Here is a 16,829-nt window from a genome sequence, read left to right as displayed (position 1 = left end):
TTCCGAGGCCGACGCCCGGCGCCCGCGGGCGAAGCGCGCGCGGAATCCGCCGTTGGGCTTCGTTGCGCCGGGGTCCGCTTCGCCGTTGGCGTGGCCGTTCGCGACGCCGCCGCCGTTTCGGATCTCGCGCGCGATCTTGTCGAGGATGCCGTTGACGAACGCGCCCGAGTCCTCGGAGCCGAACTTCTTTCCGATCTCCACCGCCTCGTTGATCGTCACGCTGTGCGGGATTTCCGTCAGGTGCAAAAGCTCGAACACCGCCATGCGCAGGATGTTGCGATCGACGCTCGTCATGCGGTCGATCGCCCAGTGCTCCGAGTAGCGCGCGATGATCTCGTCGATGCGGTCGAGGTTGTGATCCACGCCGTTGACGAGCTCGTTGGCAAACCGGCGAACCTCGTCCGGGCACGTCAGCGTTTCCCAGAACAGCGGCACGACAAGATCGGGCGCGCTCTCCGAGACGTCGATCGCGTAGAGCATCTGTAGCGCGAATTCGCGGGCTTTGTGCCGGTTGCCCATTATTTCGCGCCCTTCAGGTTCTTGTAGAGGTTGGCCATCTCGATCGCCGCGAGCGCCGCCTCCGCGCCCTTGTTGCCCGCCTTTGAACCCGCGCGCTCGATCGCCTGCTCCACGGTATCACACGTGAGGATGCCGAACGCGACGGGAATCGGCGCGTCATACGCGAGATGCCCGATGCCCTTGGCCGCCTCCGCGCACACGTAGTCAAAGTGCGGGGTGCCGCCGCGGATCACCGCGCCGAGCGTGATGACCGCGTCGTACTTTTTCGATTCCACCATCAATCGCGCGACCGCGGGGATCTCGAACGCGCCCGGCGCCCACGCGACGTCGACATTCTTGTCGCTGCCGCCGTGGCGGCGGATCGTGTCGAGCGCGCCTTCCAGGAGGCGCTGCGTGATGAAGGCGTTGAACCGGGAAACGACGATGCCGAACGCAAGCCCGCCGGCCGTCAGTTGTCCCTCGAAGACGCTCGCCATGAAATGCCCCTTGCCCTTGTCAGATCTTGCTCAGGATGTGCCCGAGCTTTTTTGCCTTGACCGCGAGGTAGCCGCGGTTCATCTCCGTCGGATCCACCTCGAGCGGCACGCGCTCGGCCAGCTCGATGCCGGCCGTCGCCAGTCCCCGCACCTTGTGGGGATTGTTCGTCAGAAGCCGCACGCGGTGCACGCCAAGGTAGCGTAAAATCTGCGCGCCGACACCGTAGTCGCGAAGGTCGGCTTTGTAACCCAGCCGTTCGTTGGCCTCCACCGTGTCCAGGCCCTCGTCCTGAAGCGCGTAGGCGCGGATTTTCGCCGTGAGGCCGATCCCGCGCCCTTCCTGATTCAGATACACGATGACGCCCTTGCCTTCTTCCTCGATGAGCGCCATCGCCTGCTGAAGCTGCCCGCCGCAGTCGCAACGCCGGCTGTGGAACACGTCCCCCGTCAGGCACGAGGAATGGATGCGCGCGAGGATCGGCTCGCCGCCCGTGACGTCGCCCTTGATGAGCGCGGCGTGCTCCTGGCCGTCGAGCCGGCTCTGGAAGATCACCGCGCGATATTCGCCGAACTCCGTCGGCAGCCGGGCCTCGGCGACGGGATCGACAAACCGCTCGGTCGCCAGGCGGTACGCGACGATATCCGCGATGGAGCAGATCGGCATGTCGTGCTCGCGCGAGAGCGCCTCGAGCTGCGGCAGGCGCGACATGGTGCCATCGTCGTTCATCACCTCGCAAATGACGGCCATCGGCTTTAGGCCCGCCATGCGCATGAGATCGACGGATCCCTCCGTTTGCCCGGGGCGGACCATGACGCCGCCGTCGCGCGCGCGCAGCGGGAAGATGTGGCCCGGACGCACAAGGTCGTCCGCCGTGGCGCCGTCGGCCACCGCGACCTGGATCGTCCGCGCGCGGTCGTGCGCGCTGATGCCCGTCGTCACGCCCGTGCGCGCCTCGATGCTGACCGTGAAGTTCGTGCCGAGCCGGCTCGTGTTGCGCGCGACCATCGGCGGCAGATGCAGCCGGTCGGCGATCTCGTCGGGCAACGGCAGGCACACGAGGCCGCGCCCGTAACGCGTCATGAAGTTGATGGCTTCGGGGGTCGTCTTCTCGGCGGCCAGGCACAGATCGCCTTCGTTCTCGCGATCCTCGTCGTCGACCAGAATGATCATCCGGCCGGCGCGAACGGCTTCGATCGCTTCGGGGATCGTGCAAAACGGCATGTCAAACGCACCCTTTCGACGCGTTGCGGACCTTGTGGGAACTTGCGGCGGCGCCCATTGCGGGCTTTTCCCCAATGCCGTTCCGGGCGCGATACGGGCCCGAGAAGGCTGTCGGTTTATAGTACCCGGTCGGCCAAAAATCAAGCAAGAACAACGGGGAATTGGGAATGGGGAATTGCGAAATGGGAATGCAAGACCGAAACACGGCGACGCGTATTCGCGCTTAAAAAAACTCACCCGATACCGGTTTCGCCGAGGCGCCGGCGAGCTTGCGACGGCATTCCCAATTCCCAATTCGCGATTCCCTATTAACGTTGATTGACCGCGCGCGGAGTTGTACGCTCCACGCGCACAAACCCCGCACGAATGAACTGGGGCCGGCATGCGCGTGATCGTCATCGGCGGCGGCGAGGTGGGATTCACCATCGCGCGGCATCTCGCCGAGGAAAAAATCGATGTCGTCATGATCGAGCAGGACGAAGCGCGCAGCCAGAAGGCGCGCGACGAGCTCGACATCTCCGTGCTGACCGGCCACGGCGCCTCGCCGCGGCTTCTGACCGAGGCCGGCATTGACGACGCCACGATATTCGTCTCCGTCACGAACTCCGACGAAACGAACCTCGTTGCGTGCGCCATCGCCGCCGCGCTGAATCCGTCCGTGGAGCGCCTCGCGCGGCTGCGTAACGAGGAGTATATCGCGCACCTCGAAAAGACCGGCGCCGGACGGCTCGGCGTGGATCTCGTCATCAACCTGGATGTCGAGGCGGCGCGCGGCGTGATGGATCTGCTCGACGCGCCGACGGCGGACGCCGTGCGCTATTTCGCCGACCGCAAGGTGCGCCTGACCGGCTTTCGCGTGCAGCCGGGCGCGCCGATCATGAACCGTACGCTCTCCTCGCTCGCGCAGGATTTCGAGCTGCGCCGGGCGCTGATCGTGGCGATCGACCGGGGAACGCACGTCGTGATCCCGCGCGGCGACGACGCGATCCGCGAGGGCGATTTCATCTGGCTGATCGTCGACGACGAGAACATGGAAAAGATGACGCAGCTCGTCGGCAAGGCGTTCAGCCGCCTGAGGCGCGTCATGATCGTCGGCGGAACGTCGGTCGGCTATCACCTGGCGAAGATGCTCGAGACGCGGGACATCCCCTGCAAGCTCATCGAGGAGGATCGCGCGACGGCCGAGACCCTGGCGCAGGAGCTTTCGCGGACGATGGTCATCCACGGGCACGGCATCGACATCGCGCTTCTGCGCGAGGAGAACGTCGAGGACTCCTCCGCGTTCATCGCCGCGACGCCGCAGGACGAGGACAACATCCTCGCGGCGATGATCGCTTCGCGCGAAGGCGTGCCGCGCGTGATCGCGCTGATCGAGCGGCGCGGGTACGCGAGTGTGGTCGGTTCGATCGGCATCACCGCTCTCGTCTCCAAGAACGTCGCGGCGGTCAACACCGTGCTCGGCATGGTGCGCAAGGGAAAAATCCTCGGTGCGGCGGTGCTCGGTCCCGACGCCGAGGTGCTGGAATTTCTGGCGATGGAAACCGCGCCGGTCACGATGGCGCGCATTCGCGACCTCGAATTCCCCAAGGGCGCGATCCTCGGCGCGCTGGTTCGCGAAGGCGAGGTCATCATTCCCTCCGGCGAGGATCAGGTGCGCCCGGGCGATCAGCTTCTTGTCTTCACGACGAAAAAGGCGATGAAGAAGGTCGAAAAGCTGTTCGCCGTCGGAGTCGCGTTCTTCTGATGCGCTGGCGTTTCGTCACCGGCATCCTCGGCATCTTCACCCTCGCGATCGCGCTGACGATGCTCGTCCCCGCGGCCGTCGCACTCGGGTACGACGACGGCGCCGCGCCCGCGTTCCTGCTGTGCGTCTCCGTATTTTCGATCCTCGGTTTTCTCGCATGGTTTCCGACTCGATCGATGCACGAGGAGATCAACATCCGCGAGGCGCTGTTCATCGTCGCCGGCGCGTGGTTTCTCGCGGGCATCATCGGCGCCGCGCCGTTCGTGGCCACCGGCGTGGTCGACAACGTTCACGACGCGTTTTTTGAATCGGTCTCCGGATTCACCACGACCGGTTCGACGATCTTCGCGGACATCGAAGCGTTGCCGCGCAGCATTCTTTTCTGGCGAGCGTTCTCCCACTGGATCGGAGGCATGGGCATCATCGTTTTGTCCGTCGCGATCCTGCCGCTGGTCGGCGTCGGAGGTTTGCAGCTTTTCCGCGCGGAGGCGAAGACGCCGGAGACGAAAGTCCGTCCCCGGGTCGCGGAAACCGCGCGAACGCTATGGCTGGTTTACGTCGGCCTGACGGCGGTCGAAACGGTTCTGCTCATGTTCGGCGGCATGGACTGGTTTGACGCGACCTGCCATGCGTTCGCAACGCTATCCACCGGCGGATTCTCGACGCGCAACGCGAGCGTCGGGGCGTACGACAGCAGCTACATTCACATCGTCATAACCGTCTTCATGTTGCTTGGCGGCATGAACTTCGCGCTGCACTACGCAATACTGGCCAGACGTTTCCGTAAGGCCATCAAGGACGAGGAGCTTCGCGTCTATTTCGGCATCTTCGCCGTCGCGACGCTGGCGGTCGCGATCGCGCTGTTTTTCTCGGGTACGTCCACGATCGGGATCGCCCTTCGCGATGCCGCGTTTCAGGTCACGACGATCCTGACCTGCACGGGCTTCGCGACAGCAGACTTCGAGTTGTGGCCCGCGGCCGCGGTCGTCGTCCTTTTCGTGTTGATGTTCGTCGGCGGTAGCACGGGTTCGACCGCCGGCGGCATCAAGGTCATGCGCCATCTGATGATGGTGAAAATGATCTACAACGAGATGTTTTTCCTTTTGCACCCGCACGCGCTGCGCCCGCCGAAATACGGGGGAACGGCGATACCCGGCGGCATTCTTCGTTCGATCTGGAGCTACGCGTTTCTCTACCTGTTGGTGACGTTCGGCGCGACGATCGTGATGGGCATTCTTGGCCTCGATATCGTCTCGGCGCTGACAAGCGTGCTCGCCAGCATGGGCAACATCGGCCCGGGGTTCGGTACGGTCGGAGCGACCGACAACTTCGGTCACATCCCCGCGTTCGGCAAATGGGTGCTCTGTCTTTGCATGCTGCTCGGACGCCTCGAGATCTACACCGTGCTCGTGCTGTTTTCGCCGGAGTTCTGGAAGCGATGATTTCACCGCAAAGGCGCCAAGGACGCGCAAAGAACGCAAAGATATTTGAATGACTTTGCGTCTTTGCGATTTCTTCGCGCCTTTGCGGTGAATATCAGGAAATCGCCGCCCCCGGCGCCGAATCCGCCGTCAACAACACCAGCCCGTCGCCCATCCGCGCGGCGAGCAGCATGCCGTTTGACTCCACGCCCATGATCGTCGCCGGTTCGAGGTTCGCGACGACGACGATCGACCGCCCGACAAGTTCGTCCGGCTCGAAGTGCTGCGCGATGCCCGCGACGATCTGCCGCGTCTCGAATCCCAGATCGATTGACAGGCGCACGAGCTTCTTGCTCTTTTGCACGCGCTCGGCCGTCAAAATCCGCGCCGTGCGGAAATCGAGCTTCGCGAAGTCCTCGTATTTGACGCGCTCTTTCAGCGGCGCGTATTCGACCGCGCCGGTATCTTCGGGTTTCTCCGAATCCACCCTCGCCTCCTTTTTTTCGTCACGCGGTTTCGGCTGCTGCTTACCGGTATCGGCCGGCGGCTTCGCTTTCTTCGCGGCGTCCGCGGCGAACGCCTTGAGCTTTTCGACCTCCCCCTCGATCTGCGCGGGCTCGATCTTGGCGACCAGAATGACCGGCTCCCCGAGCTTTTTGCCCGCTTCGAGCGCCTCGCGCGGCGCCTCGAACCAGTTCGCCTTTTCAAGCTCGGTCATCTCGCCGAGCATCGTCCACAGGCGCGCCGCGAGATCGGGCAAGAACGGGAACCCGCACACGGCCAGCGACCGGAGCAGGCGCAGGCACACGTGCAGATGCCGTCCGCAGGCGGCCTTGTCGGTCTTCACCGTCGTCCACGGAGCGCGCGCGTCGAAATAGCGGTTGCCTTCGCGCGCCAGCTCGATCCATTCGAACAGCGCCTTGCGGAACTCGAACGTGTCGATGAAATTCGCCACGCGGTCGGGTAGCGTCTCGGACAGGCCGATGATGCGTGCGTCGTCGTCGTCGAGTCCGCCTGCGTCGGGGATGCGCCCGTCGAAGTTCCGCTCCAGAAATCGCGCCACGCGGTTGGCGAGATTGCCGAAGATGTCCGCCAGCTCCGAGTTGTTGCGCAAAAGGAAATCGTGCCACGTGAACTCGGCGTCGCGCCGCTCCGGCATGTTGGCGCACAACGTGTAGCGAAGCGCGTCCGCCGAATATTTCGAGAAGAAATCGTCCAGGTCGATATACCAGCCGTCGCTCTTGGAGAACTGCCGGCCTTCCAGGTTGTAGAATTCGTTGGCGGGCACGTCCGCGGCGAGCACGATCGGCTCCTTTCGCACCACGTTTTTCGCCATGCACATCGCCGGAAAGACGATGCAGTGGAACGGGATGTTGTCCTTGCCGATAAAGTGCACGAGCCGCGTGTCGGGCGCGTGCCAGTAGTCTTTCCAGCGTTCGGGCGCGCCGAGGTTTTGCGCCCACTCCATCGTGCTCGAGATGTAGCCGATCGGCGCGTCGAACCACACGTAGAGCACCTTCCCCTCCGCCCCCGGAAGCGGCACGGGGATGCCCCAGTCCATGTCGCGCGTGATCGCCCGCGCCTCCAGGCCCTTGTCGAGCCAGCCGCGCACGAAGTTGACGACGTTGTCCTTCCACGCCGTCTTTTCCGAGAGCCACGCATCGAGCTTGGGCTGAATCTTGTCGAGCAGCAGATACCAGTTCTTCGTTTCGCGGACGACCGGCGCCGTGCCGCAGATCTTGCAGCGCGGGTCGGCAAGCTCCAGCGGATCGAGCCAGCGCCCGCAGCTTCCGCATTCGTCGCCGCGCGCGTTTGCGAACCCGCAGTGCGGGCACGTGCCGGTGACGTAGCGGTCGGCCAGGAACATGTCGTCCGTCTCGCAATAAAGCTGCCGCGTCGTGCGCGGCTCGATGTATCCGGCCTTTTCGATATCGAGGAAAAACTCGCGCGAAACGTCGTGGTGGATCGGGCGGCTCGTCGCCGAGAAGTTGTCGAAGCGGATGTTTGCACGGTCAAACGTACGCCGGATGACCTCATGGTACTTCGCGACGTGATCCGCGGGGCTTACCCCCGCCTGCCGGGCGCTGACGGTGATCGCCACGCCGTGGTCGTCCGTGCCGCAGATGTAGACGACGTCCGCCCCGCACATCCGCTTGTGACGCACGAAGATGTCCGCCGGCAGGTACGCCCCGGCGATGTGGCCGAAATGGATCGCGCCGTTCGCGTACGGCAGCGCGCTCGTGACGAGGATTTTTTCGCGGGACATCGAAAACTCCGGAAGACGCCGGAAAGGCGTGTGCCGCGCATCACCCCGTGACCGGCGTGTAGCGCCGGTTCACGCCGTGACGCGCGGCGTGCCATCATAAACAAACGGAGCCCCCGGAAAAGGGGCCGCTTTTCATCGCGGGCCGCGACGATTACCCCGCGACGAAATAAGCCTGTCCCGACCGCAAGCGCGGAAAAGGAAAGCGTTCTCCCCCGCCTCGACGCCTCGTCCACACAGTTCCGCTCACCGCCGTCGCCCGTATCACGCTCCCCGATCGGCAGGCTGCGTTTCGTGGGAGAGCCGAAGCGATTCGGGCGCGGGCCTAGCGGCCGGAGCCCAACAGACCCATCCAAATTGGCGCCATCACGCAGACAGATCCGAACGATCCGCGCCACCGAAAACCTTCGCGCAAATGAACTGATCGTTTTTTGAATTCAACGAGTCAGAGCGGTTCGGAAGGCAAATGCAAGTTTACTCTTTTCTTCAGTATCGTCCCAAAAGTAAAAAAGAATTCCAATATTTCCGTCTGTGTCCGTGGCCATATCGTAGACGTAACCCACACGCACACCGAAGACTTCCTCCTTACGCCATCCCCCTGCTTCCTTCCGTGCCCAGCAGAGGTAACTCCAGTTATTCGGGTCGCTCCATCCTTTAACCTGGTACGTGGCCATGGGGCGAGTTTCCGAATCGAAAGCCACTCGACCGACCCAGTAGCTGCTTTGTGGCCCGGGACCCGTAAGCGGTTCCGAAACCCATTGACCGAGGTCGTCGCGGGCGATGAAGAGTATCGCGTTATTGTGATTGACCTCGGCAATCATGTCGTTTTGCCTGGACACCGCGAACGAGGAGCCGACAGAATCACCGGCGACGTACACGACCTCCGTCTGCCATACCTGCCACGGGCCACCGAAGGCATGGGTGATGCCACGTTGCTCCCATGCCCCGTCGGGATAAGTTGTGTGCCCAATTCCATCGGAACCCATGGCGAAAGAGTGCATGACGGTAAAAGGCAGCGTTGGGACCATCGACCAGGCCCATATGCCGCTCGGAAGCTGTTCCAGGTACACTGCGACGATATCCGATGGATCTCGCGCGAGCGCGGTGTAGCGGCCGTCTGGGGTGAAACCACTGAAAATAGGCCAACGTACACCGTCCCACACCCCGATGCAGTTGCCCACAGTTTCGCCTTCAAAGCGACATACCGACAACCCGTCTGGACTCCATCCGAGTCCGGCAATCGTCAAGGCAATCTCTCCTGTAGGCGATTTCGCAACGCCCATCGATGCTATTCCCTGGTAATCAGGATTGGAAAAACGTGTCAGTTCCCACGAGCCACCTTGCTTCAGACGAGAGAAGTAGCCGATCGTCGTTTCAAGCTGAACGTCCCATTTAACGAAGAAAACGACAGGGCCTTGGTTATCAAATGCGAGCGCCCGGCTGCCGAGTACGTCGTCTTTATCGCTGATCTCCGTGACCTTCCACTCGTAGGCGTCGTCAGGCGGCAGATCGGTGTTCCAGTAGCAAAGGTCGGAATGGGGCCACGTGTCGTCATCGCCCGAATCGTCGTCGTTCTCGCCGTCATCGGTGTCATCGTCGATGGTGTCGTCATCGAAATCGTCGTCCGGCCAAGTGTCGTCGTCCAAATCATCATTCGCGTCGTCATCGTCGTCTTGATCGCCATGTGTATCATCGTCCACTGCTGCCGTATCGTCATCACCCCCGCCGTTCCCGTCTGTCGATCCGCAGTCGCACGAAGCAAAGGGCAAAGCAGCCACGCAGCAGAGCGCTGTCATACAAACGATTCGGAGCAGGCGCTCAAGGTCCATTATGGGCAAAGGTTTGTCGGCGCGATTCGAATTAGCAACACGTTGTGACTCGGAACCGACAGGTTGCTAAACGTCCGCGACGAGACGACAGTCCCGAGTGAAGTCCCGGGCCAATCGGCATATGTCGCGGAATTTGGGTTCAACGTAATCGCGCAGGCGTAACCGGTCGTCGCCCCATATTCTGTGCTGATATTCACGTTGTAGTTTAGACTGACGGCTTGGTCGTAGATATTGGCTATTGCGTAGAGCACTTGCGGCTTTTGGAATAACGGTTTGGGATGGACTTTCCACGACGCGTGAATGATCCGATCACCCGCGAAAGCACCGCCGTTAAACGAACAGTCACCGTCTGAGCACGGTTCAATGCATAGATCGTCCAGACAATATGAACCGTCGCACGCAACCATTAGCGGTCGCGGACGTTCATTATAGTGATTGTAGTCGAACGGTGTATATATCGGTGGTGAGCCGCCGAAGGAAAACGTTCCCGGCTTGCGCACGTCTCCGAAAGCGAGAAAATCCCAAATTCGATAGCTCCTTGTCGCGGCGAGCATGCGCAGGAATTTTTCCTTCTCCGGATCTCCGAAAGTCCGCTCGGTGCTGTTAGCGGCTGTGTGCTTCCCAACACCGTCACAATTGGGATTGGAATTTGGGGCCTGATCGTGTTCGGAATCATCGTAGCAGCGTGCCCATCCAAGTTGATACGATTTCCCATCTTCGTCCATATCTGGTAGCGGTATCGATGGATCGGCGTACGCCAGGATGTCAATGGGCACGTTGTCATAGCCAAGCTCGATCATCCCGCCGAACACCAAGTACTCGAGGGCTGCCTGCCAATAAAATATTTCGCCGATGTCGTGGGCTGAATCCTCGCCGCCCGACACGAGCGAGCGGCTCGTATGCACGGCCATCGCCGGGTGATAGACGTAGGCGAGCAGCGGTATTTCTTGCGCCTCCTGCGTCATGATCCAGTAGTCAAAGTACGTGAACTTTGGATCGCAGCCCGCTGCGTCGGCGATGTTGTAACGCCGAATGGGGCCAGTGCTCTGATCGCCTTGATGATAGAAGTCGTAGTGGTCGATGAAAATTTCTGTCATCTGCTCCGTGCCCATGAGATGGTCCCGCGTCGAGCCGTTAAAGCGGATGCCGTTCGTCATGTCTCGCATCGCTTGGTTGAACAACCCGCCGCGACCGACGCGGAAATGCGCAGCCGCAAAAACAACGTCGACGGAACAAACGAACGCCACGACGAGAATTGCCAGTGCCGACCGTCGAAACATCGGACACCTCCCCCCGATTGGATTTTACGAGACGGCATCGTTGGAGTTCCAAAAGAAATTTGCTCCTTTCCATTTGCGGCTGTCAAGGCATTTGCGAGCGCCATGCGCTATGGCGCAAGTCGTGGCGCGCGCGCGGACGGGGTGGAGGCCGGATGGAGGTTGTTTCGGCGACAGCGCCGCGGCGGGTGTGCGGGTCAGGCGTTTTGGACGATTCCTGGCTTTGATCGGGAGAAATTCGCCTGTATCCGGCGCACGCGGGCGCACCGGTCCACCGGCTGAAAACGTATTGAAATTCATGCGGAATAGATGAAAACAAACGAAAATTTTCGGGTCGCGGGCGCGTTTCCCGCCATTTTTCCTTGACCCCCTTTAATCCGATTGCCTATGATGAAAAGGTGGTTCGCATGGCTCCCTTGGGGGATGCCGATGACGCGCGGTCGACCATGGCCGCTACCGCAACGGGCGAAAACGGACGCCTACTTTTGAAGGAAGACAGCACGCCGGGTTCGTAAGGTTTTCGGTGCGCAAAACGTGGCCCGTCCGCCCGCATTCGAACAGGGGGAATGTGCCATGTACGCAGAGCAACCGGCGAAGACCGACCTGAAACGCAAGATCCGTTACATCACCCACATCGACCAGATCGAGCAGATCCCGGAGGCTGAACGCGAACGGCTCAAACCCGTCGCGGAGAAGTTCGCCTTCCGGATCACGGACTACTACCTGGACCTGATCGACTGGAACGATCCCGACGATCCGATCCGCCACCTGATCATCCCGCGCGAGGCCGAGCTTCGCCCGTGGGGGCGCCTTGATGCCTCGAATGAGGCTTCGGTGACCGTCGCGCGCGGCTGCCAGCACAAGTACACCGACACCGCGCTGCTGCTTTGCAACGAAGTGTGCGGGGCGTATTGCCGATACTGCTTCCGCAAGCGGCTATTCATGCCCGACAACCACGACGCCTCGCTCGACGTGTCCGAGGGCGTCAAATACATCGCCGGTCATCCGGAGATCACCAACGTGCTGCTCACGGGCGGCGATCCGCTGCTGATGGCGCCCAAGAAGCTCATCGAGATCATCGCGAAGCTGCGCGCCATTCCGCACGTGAAGATCATCCGCATCGGCTCGAAGATGCCCGCGTTCAATCCGTGGGTCATCCTCGACCGGCCCGAGCTTCTCGAAGGTCTGTCGAAGTATTCGCGCCCCGGCCGGCGCATCTATCTGATGGCGCACTTCGATCACCCGCGCGAGCTGACCGAGCCGGTCGGCCAGGCGCTCGACCGCGTCATCAAGGCGGGCGTCATCACCGTGAACCAATGTCCGATGATCCGCGGCGTGAATGACAAGGTCGAAACGCTCGCGGAGCTGTTCCGCAAGCTGTCGTTCGCGGGTTGCCCGCCATATTACCTGTTCCAGGGCCGCCCCACCGAGGGCAACGAGCCCTACGAGGTACCGATCGTCGAAGGCTTCCGGATCTTCGACGCCGCGCGGCGCCATGTCTCGGGCCTCGCCGCACGCGCCCGCATGGCGATGAGCCACGAGACGGGCAAGATCGAGATTCTCGCGATCGACGCGGCGCACATCTACATGCGTTACCACCGCGCGAAACACAAAAGCGACCGCGGCCGTTTCATGATCTTTGAGCGCGACGATAACGCCTACTGGCTCGACCAGCTCAAGCCCGTCACCGTCGCCGCGGACGACGGACCGGCCAAGCGGACCGGCTACGGCCGCCGCGCGGGCGACGCGGTCGCGGATGTGCCGATCGCGTGAATGAAGGCTGGAAGGCTGAAAGGCTGGAAGGCTGGAAGGTCGTCGCAAGAAACTAATGGGATTCTTCGGGGCGCGATCCGTCGCGCCCCTTGTTTTTTGCCGTGGCCCCTTGGGGCCAACTGGCCTATAATCAAGGCCAAGTGGCCCGACAGCGGAGGTCGACGTGCAAAAAGCTCACGCGCCAAAACGCGAAATCAACGAAATCGATGACCGCGTTCGCGAACTGGAAACGCGGCAAACCGAGCTCGATCAGCAAATTTCCGAGGTTCGTCGCGAAATCAGAAAACATGCGCCCGAAGGAAAGACCGACGCCCGTCACGCGGCGAAATCGTCCACGCGCGAACGTTCGCTGCGCGGCCGGGAAAGCGAGATTTCGAAGAAATTTCTTGCGGATCTGTTCGGCAACAAGGATTGGAGCGCCGTTTACGCCGACATCCAGGAAGGGATTGCAAAAAAGGCGTTCAACGCCGCAACCGTCGAGTCGTTTCTCGAACAGGCGTTCCTGGACGAGACGACGCGCGCGTCGTTTCGCCCGTATCTCGTCTCCGACAGTTCGTGGAAGCGACGCCGAAAGGAAAAGACGCCGCTTTCGAATACCGAAGTCGAAAGGATGACCAATGTCGGTCTTGTCGCGCGCAGAGCTTTTCACATTTGGACGGAACCCGGACGGCCGTTCGCCGAAAAATTCCTGACGTCGCCGCACCCGCTATTGGATGGCCAATCGCCCGTGAATGTCGCGGTGTCGGAAGGCGGTTTGCAGGTCGTTTTGGATCTGATCGCCCGCATCGAAGAAGGCGCGCCTGTCTGATGTCGCTTCGTGCGGTTCGCGTCTGCGCGCGAACGTTTGATCCGCGACAAACGTCCGGCCTCGAAAATCGATGGAACGCCAGGGGCCAGCATGTGTTGTATCTCGCCGAACACTTTGCGACGGCGGTTCTCGAAAACCTCGTTTATACCAAGAGGACGCCAACTCCGGCGCATGCGAAATGGGTCACGATACCCGATGGCGTTCACGTCGAAGAACGGAAAATCGCTGAACTGAACAACCTGTTTCCGGGATGGGACCACATCAAAGATAAGAGCGTGTCACGAAATATCGGCGCCGCATGGCTGGCAAGCGGCACAAGCGCGTGCCTCCTCGTACCGTCGGTGCCGGGGCGACCGTTTGAACGTAACATCGTCCTGAACGTCGATCACCCCGACTATACGAGGCTCCTTTGGGATCCGACCGTGGATTTACCTTGGGATCCGCGGCTTTTCGGATAATCGGGACAAACCTCTAACTCACCAGCCTCGGCTCGCAGATTTCCCTCACGCGCTCCGTCGTTGCGGTGAACATTGCCACAAGCGCGGCGCCGTTCTTTTCGCCGACCATGCGTGCGAGCATGTCGAGTTCGTGTCCCGGCGCGGGCAGGAGGCTCACCGGCCGCGGATAAAGCGCACGCAGGGCGCTTTCGATGCGCTTGAGCGTGCGTACCGCCGTCGTGAGCGTTTCGCCATCGGCTTTTGATAATAAACCGCATTCGGCCGCCGCGGCGATCGCGTGGCGCGTGGCGTTTGAAGCAGGCGGGACGCCTGCGCTCCCGGCGAACGTTCCGCGCATCGCGGGGAAATCGCGGCCGTGACGTAGCTGCAAGCCGCCGATCAGAAACTCGATGTCCGACAGGCCGCCCGGAGAGGTCTTCGCGTCGAGCCGCCCCGCCGGTGTCTCGGCGACGACGCGGCCACGGATGTGCGCAAGGTCCGCCGCCCGCGCGCCGGGAAGGCCGGGCGCGAAAAGCACGTCGTCGAACGACGCGACGAGATCGCGCGCGGGCCCGCCGCACACCGCCGTCGCGCGCAGCAGCGCGAGGCGCGTGGTGACCGGCGCGGCATCGCGATAAAAGGCGCGAGCGGCCGCGACCGTGGACACGAGCGTTCCCTGATCGCCATGCGGACGCAGTCGCACGTCCGTACGAAACAGGCGCCCGCCGCCGGATCTGGATTCGAGCTCGCGTAACAAGCGGCGCGCAACCCTGGTCGTCTCGCCGACCGCCTGGGCGTCGCCGCACAAAAACACGAGGTCGATGTCGGAGTTCATGACCGGCTCGCCGCCGCCGGCGCTGCCCAAAAGCAGAACGCCAAGCGCACCGGCGTCGATGCCCGCGTGCGCCGCGGCGAGCGGCGCGAGCGCGCGAAGCACGCCGCGCGCCATCGCGGCGATGAGCGTCCAGGCGGCTTCGGGCTCATCGGGGCGATACATCTCCTCGAGCGCGATTTGCAGTTCGAGGATCGTCTTTTGTCGGCGGATCGCGGACAGGCGCGCGGCCTCGTCGCCATCCCCCGCCCCGTCGACGACGGAGCGCTCCACCTCGACCGGCCCGCCGGAGACGTCCTGCGCGACGAACAGCGGCACGAACGCCTCCGGGTGATCGAGCATGAGATCGGACAGATACGAGCCGCGGCCGAGCAGGCGGATCAGCACCTCGGCCATCTTGTCGTCGTCCGCGAGCATCGCGAGGGTGGTCATCGGCGCTTGGTGGCTCGTGACGAACCGCGCAAAACCGCGCAGCGCGCCCATCGGATCCGGCGCGGAGGCCGCCAGGCGGGCGATCTTCGGCGCCAGTCGTTCGATCAACGCGCCAAGGCCCGGCAACGGGCGCGTGGCCGGCTCGTCGTGAATCTTCGCCAGAATCTCGAACGCCTCGGCGGGGTCGGGAATCCCGACAGCCGCGAACTCCTGCTCGGCGCGACGGCGCGCGGCCGTCACCAGCAAAACGGGCGCCTCGGCCATCGGCGCCGGTGCGTCCTCGGAAGCGCCATCGGCCTGTGCAAAAAGCGCATCGAATATCTCGCCGACGCGGCGACGCCAGCCGTCGTAGGCCAGCATCAGCTCCTTGCCGTTCGAGAGCCCAAGGCTTCGCGCGAGGGCGTCGCGTGTCGATTCGCCGGCGGGTATGCGGTGATTCTGCCGGCCGTCGAGCATCTGAATGCGGTTTTCGAGGCGGCGCAAAAAGAGATACGCGTCCGTCAGCGTCGCAAGATCGTCCGCGGGCAAAAGTTCGTTGGCCGCTAGCTGCGCGAGCGCCTCGCGCGTACCGGGCGTGCGTAGCGCCGGCAGGCGTCCGCCGTAGAGAAGCTGATACGTCTGCACGACGTACTCCAACTCGCGGATGCCGCCGCGCGAAAGCTTGACGTTCTCGTCCCCGCCCGCCGCGACGAGCACCTCCGCGTCGATGCGCCGCTTGATCCGCCGCAGTTCCGCGAGCGCGCGCGGGTCCATGTGACGGCGATAGACAAACGGCCGGATGCCGTCGACGAAACCGCGCCCGATCGAAAGATTTCCCGCGACCGGCCGCGTGCGCACGAGCATCTGCCGCTCCCACGCCTGGCCGAAGAGTTCGTAGTGCGTCTCGGCGTGAGCCTGCGAGCACGCGACGGGGCCGAATTGCCCGCCGGGCCGAAGTCGAAGATCGACGCGAAGCCCCGCGCCGTCCGGGCCGAGCAGGTCGGACGTGCGGCGTGCGACGAAACCGGCCCACTCGACCATCGACGTGCCGTGGCCGGTTTCCGTTTCGTCGTCGCCGAACAGGAAAACGATGTCGATGTCGGACGACGCGTTCAGCTCGCGTCCGCCAAGCTTGCCCATCCCCAGGATGACGACGGGCCGGGTGAAACCCGCTCCCTGACGGTCGCGGTTCGTATCGCGGGTGAGACCAGTATCGGCGGCGAAACCGGTATCGGCGCTTGCTGCCGGTGCACCGAACCTCTCGTTCGCCTCGTGCGCGGCTTGCGCCAGCGCCAGCGCGCAAGCGATCTCCGCCGGCGCGGTGTGCTCGATAAGCGCGGCCCACGCGTCGCCCTCGTCCGCCAGATCGAATAGGGCCGCGCGCGCCTGTGCCAGGGCACGCCATTCCTTGATCGTCCGCGGCGAAAGCCCCGACGCCTCGCCGAGCTTTTCGGCATCGCCAAGATGCGTCGCATGCGCGACGAATGCCGACGGCGGCGGCCCGTCGAGCACGTCGAGAAGCTGGTCGCGCGCGAGGTGCGTCGCCCAGGGGCTCGATCCCGCGAGGATCGCGAGGCGCGATAGGCGCGCCGGGGCAAAAAGATCCTCCACGCGCGGATGATCGACAAGCTCGGCGAGCCCCGTCAGCGCGCGCGGCGGATCGAACGAGGCGAGCGCGGCCGCGAGAGCCGCCTCCACGTCGCGCCCCGTCGCGCGGATGCGCGCCAGATCGTCGCGCGTGCGCGCCGCAAATACGCGATCGCCGGTCGGCTCGCCGGCAAGCAGTCGGCGCGCGATCTCGGCGATGTCGGTCATGG

The 16,829-nt window shown here is 63.1% G+C and carries 12 protein-coding genes; 5 read left to right on the top strand and 7 right to left on the bottom strand.

Annotated elements, in window-relative coordinates:
- From nusB to K8I61_09385, 3 genes are all read right to left on the bottom strand, one after another.
- Nucleotides 1-519, bottom strand: a 519-nt coding sequence (nusB, locus tag K8I61_09395; GenBank protein MBZ0272241.1) for a transcription antitermination factor NusB, incomplete at its 3' end; no start/stop codon positions are given.
- A complete protein-coding gene (gene ribE / locus K8I61_09390) occupies nt 519-995 on the bottom strand; it encodes a 6,7-dimethyl-8-ribityllumazine synthase (protein ID MBZ0272240.1) in 477 nt (158 codons plus the stop codon). The genes nusB and ribE, both read right to left, overlap by 1 nt.
- 19 nt (nt 996-1,014) lie before the next feature.
- Nucleotides 1,015-2,217: a bifunctional 3,4-dihydroxy-2-butanone-4-phosphate synthase/GTP cyclohydrolase II gene (locus K8I61_09385; GenBank protein MBZ0272239.1), complete on the bottom strand. Its 1,203-nt coding sequence runs from the start codon at nt 2,215-2,217 to the stop codon at nt 1,015-1,017.
- Between the two features lie 382 nt (nt 2,218-2,599).
- Between K8I61_09385 and trkA the strand changes: the two genes are divergently transcribed.
- Together trkA and K8I61_09375 are read left to right on the top strand one after the other, a co-directional pair.
- A complete protein-coding gene (gene trkA / locus K8I61_09380) occupies nt 2,600-3,961 on the top strand; it encodes a Trk system potassium transporter TrkA (protein MBZ0272238.1) in 1,362 nt (453 codons plus the stop codon).
- Nucleotides 3,961-5,403 carry a TrkH family potassium uptake protein gene (locus K8I61_09375; protein MBZ0272237.1) on the top strand — a complete coding sequence of 481 codons (1,443 nt, stop codon included), beginning with the start codon at nt 3,961-3,963 and terminating at the stop codon, nt 5,401-5,403. The genes trkA and K8I61_09375 overlap by 1 nt, the downstream gene beginning before the upstream one ends.
- Nucleotides 5,404-5,497: 94 nt before the next feature.
- On the opposite strand, the gene metG is transcribed toward K8I61_09375, so the two are convergent.
- The 3 genes from metG to K8I61_09360 form a co-directional block, all read right to left on the bottom strand.
- Nucleotides 5,498-7,648, bottom strand: coding sequence for a methionine--tRNA ligase (gene metG, locus K8I61_09370; GenBank protein MBZ0272236.1), 2,151 nt, complete (start codon nt 7,646-7,648; stop codon nt 5,498-5,500).
- Nucleotides 7,649-8,082: 434 nt separating this feature from the next.
- The gene (locus tag K8I61_09365) at nt 8,083-9,441 is read right to left on the bottom strand and encodes a hypothetical protein (protein MBZ0272235.1); all 1,359 of its coding nucleotides are present in this window, start codon (nt 9,439-9,441) and stop codon (nt 8,083-8,085) included.
- A 32-nt stretch (nt 9,442-9,473) separates the two neighbouring features.
- Nucleotides 9,474-10,754, bottom strand: coding sequence for a hypothetical protein (locus K8I61_09360; protein ID MBZ0272234.1), 1,281 nt, complete (start codon nt 10,752-10,754; stop codon nt 9,474-9,476).
- 570 nt (nt 10,755-11,324) lie between these two features.
- Between K8I61_09360 and K8I61_09355 the strand changes: the two genes are divergently transcribed.
- The 3 genes from K8I61_09355 to K8I61_09345 all read left to right on the top strand — a co-directional run bounded on the left by K8I61_09355 (nt 11,325) and on the right by K8I61_09345 (nt 13,790).
- Nucleotides 11,325-12,524 carry a KamA family radical SAM protein gene (locus K8I61_09355; GenBank protein ID MBZ0272233.1) on the top strand — a complete coding sequence of 400 codons (1,200 nt, stop codon included), beginning with the start codon at nt 11,325-11,327 and terminating at the stop codon, nt 12,522-12,524.
- A 163-nt stretch (nt 12,525-12,687) separates the two neighbouring features.
- On the top strand, nt 12,688-13,332 hold the full coding sequence (locus tag K8I61_09350; protein MBZ0272232.1) for a DUF2384 domain-containing protein: 645 nt from the start codon (nt 12,688-12,690) through the stop codon (nt 13,330-13,332).
- Nucleotides 13,332-13,790 carry an RES family NAD+ phosphorylase gene (locus K8I61_09345; protein MBZ0272231.1) on the top strand — a complete coding sequence of 153 codons (459 nt, stop codon included), beginning with the start codon at nt 13,332-13,334 and terminating at the stop codon, nt 13,788-13,790. Before K8I61_09350 ends, K8I61_09345 begins: the two co-directional genes overlap by 1 nt.
- 13 nt (nt 13,791-13,803) lie before the next feature.
- Here K8I61_09345 and K8I61_09340 read toward each other — a convergent pair whose 3' ends face one another.
- Nucleotides 13,804-16,827 (bottom strand): hypothetical protein, encoded by a 3,024-nt coding sequence (locus K8I61_09340; GenBank protein MBZ0272230.1) that lies wholly within the window; start codon nt 16,825-16,827, stop codon nt 13,804-13,806.
- Between the last annotated feature and the right edge of the window lie 2 nt (nt 16,828-16,829).

It is taken from the genome of bacterium, assembly GCA_019912885.1.
GTDB lineage: Bacteria > Lernaellota > Lernaellaia > JACKCT01 > JACKCT01 > JAIOHV01.
The sequence above is the reverse complement of the archived record's forward strand: the minus strand, read 5'-3'. Positions and strand labels throughout refer to the sequence as shown.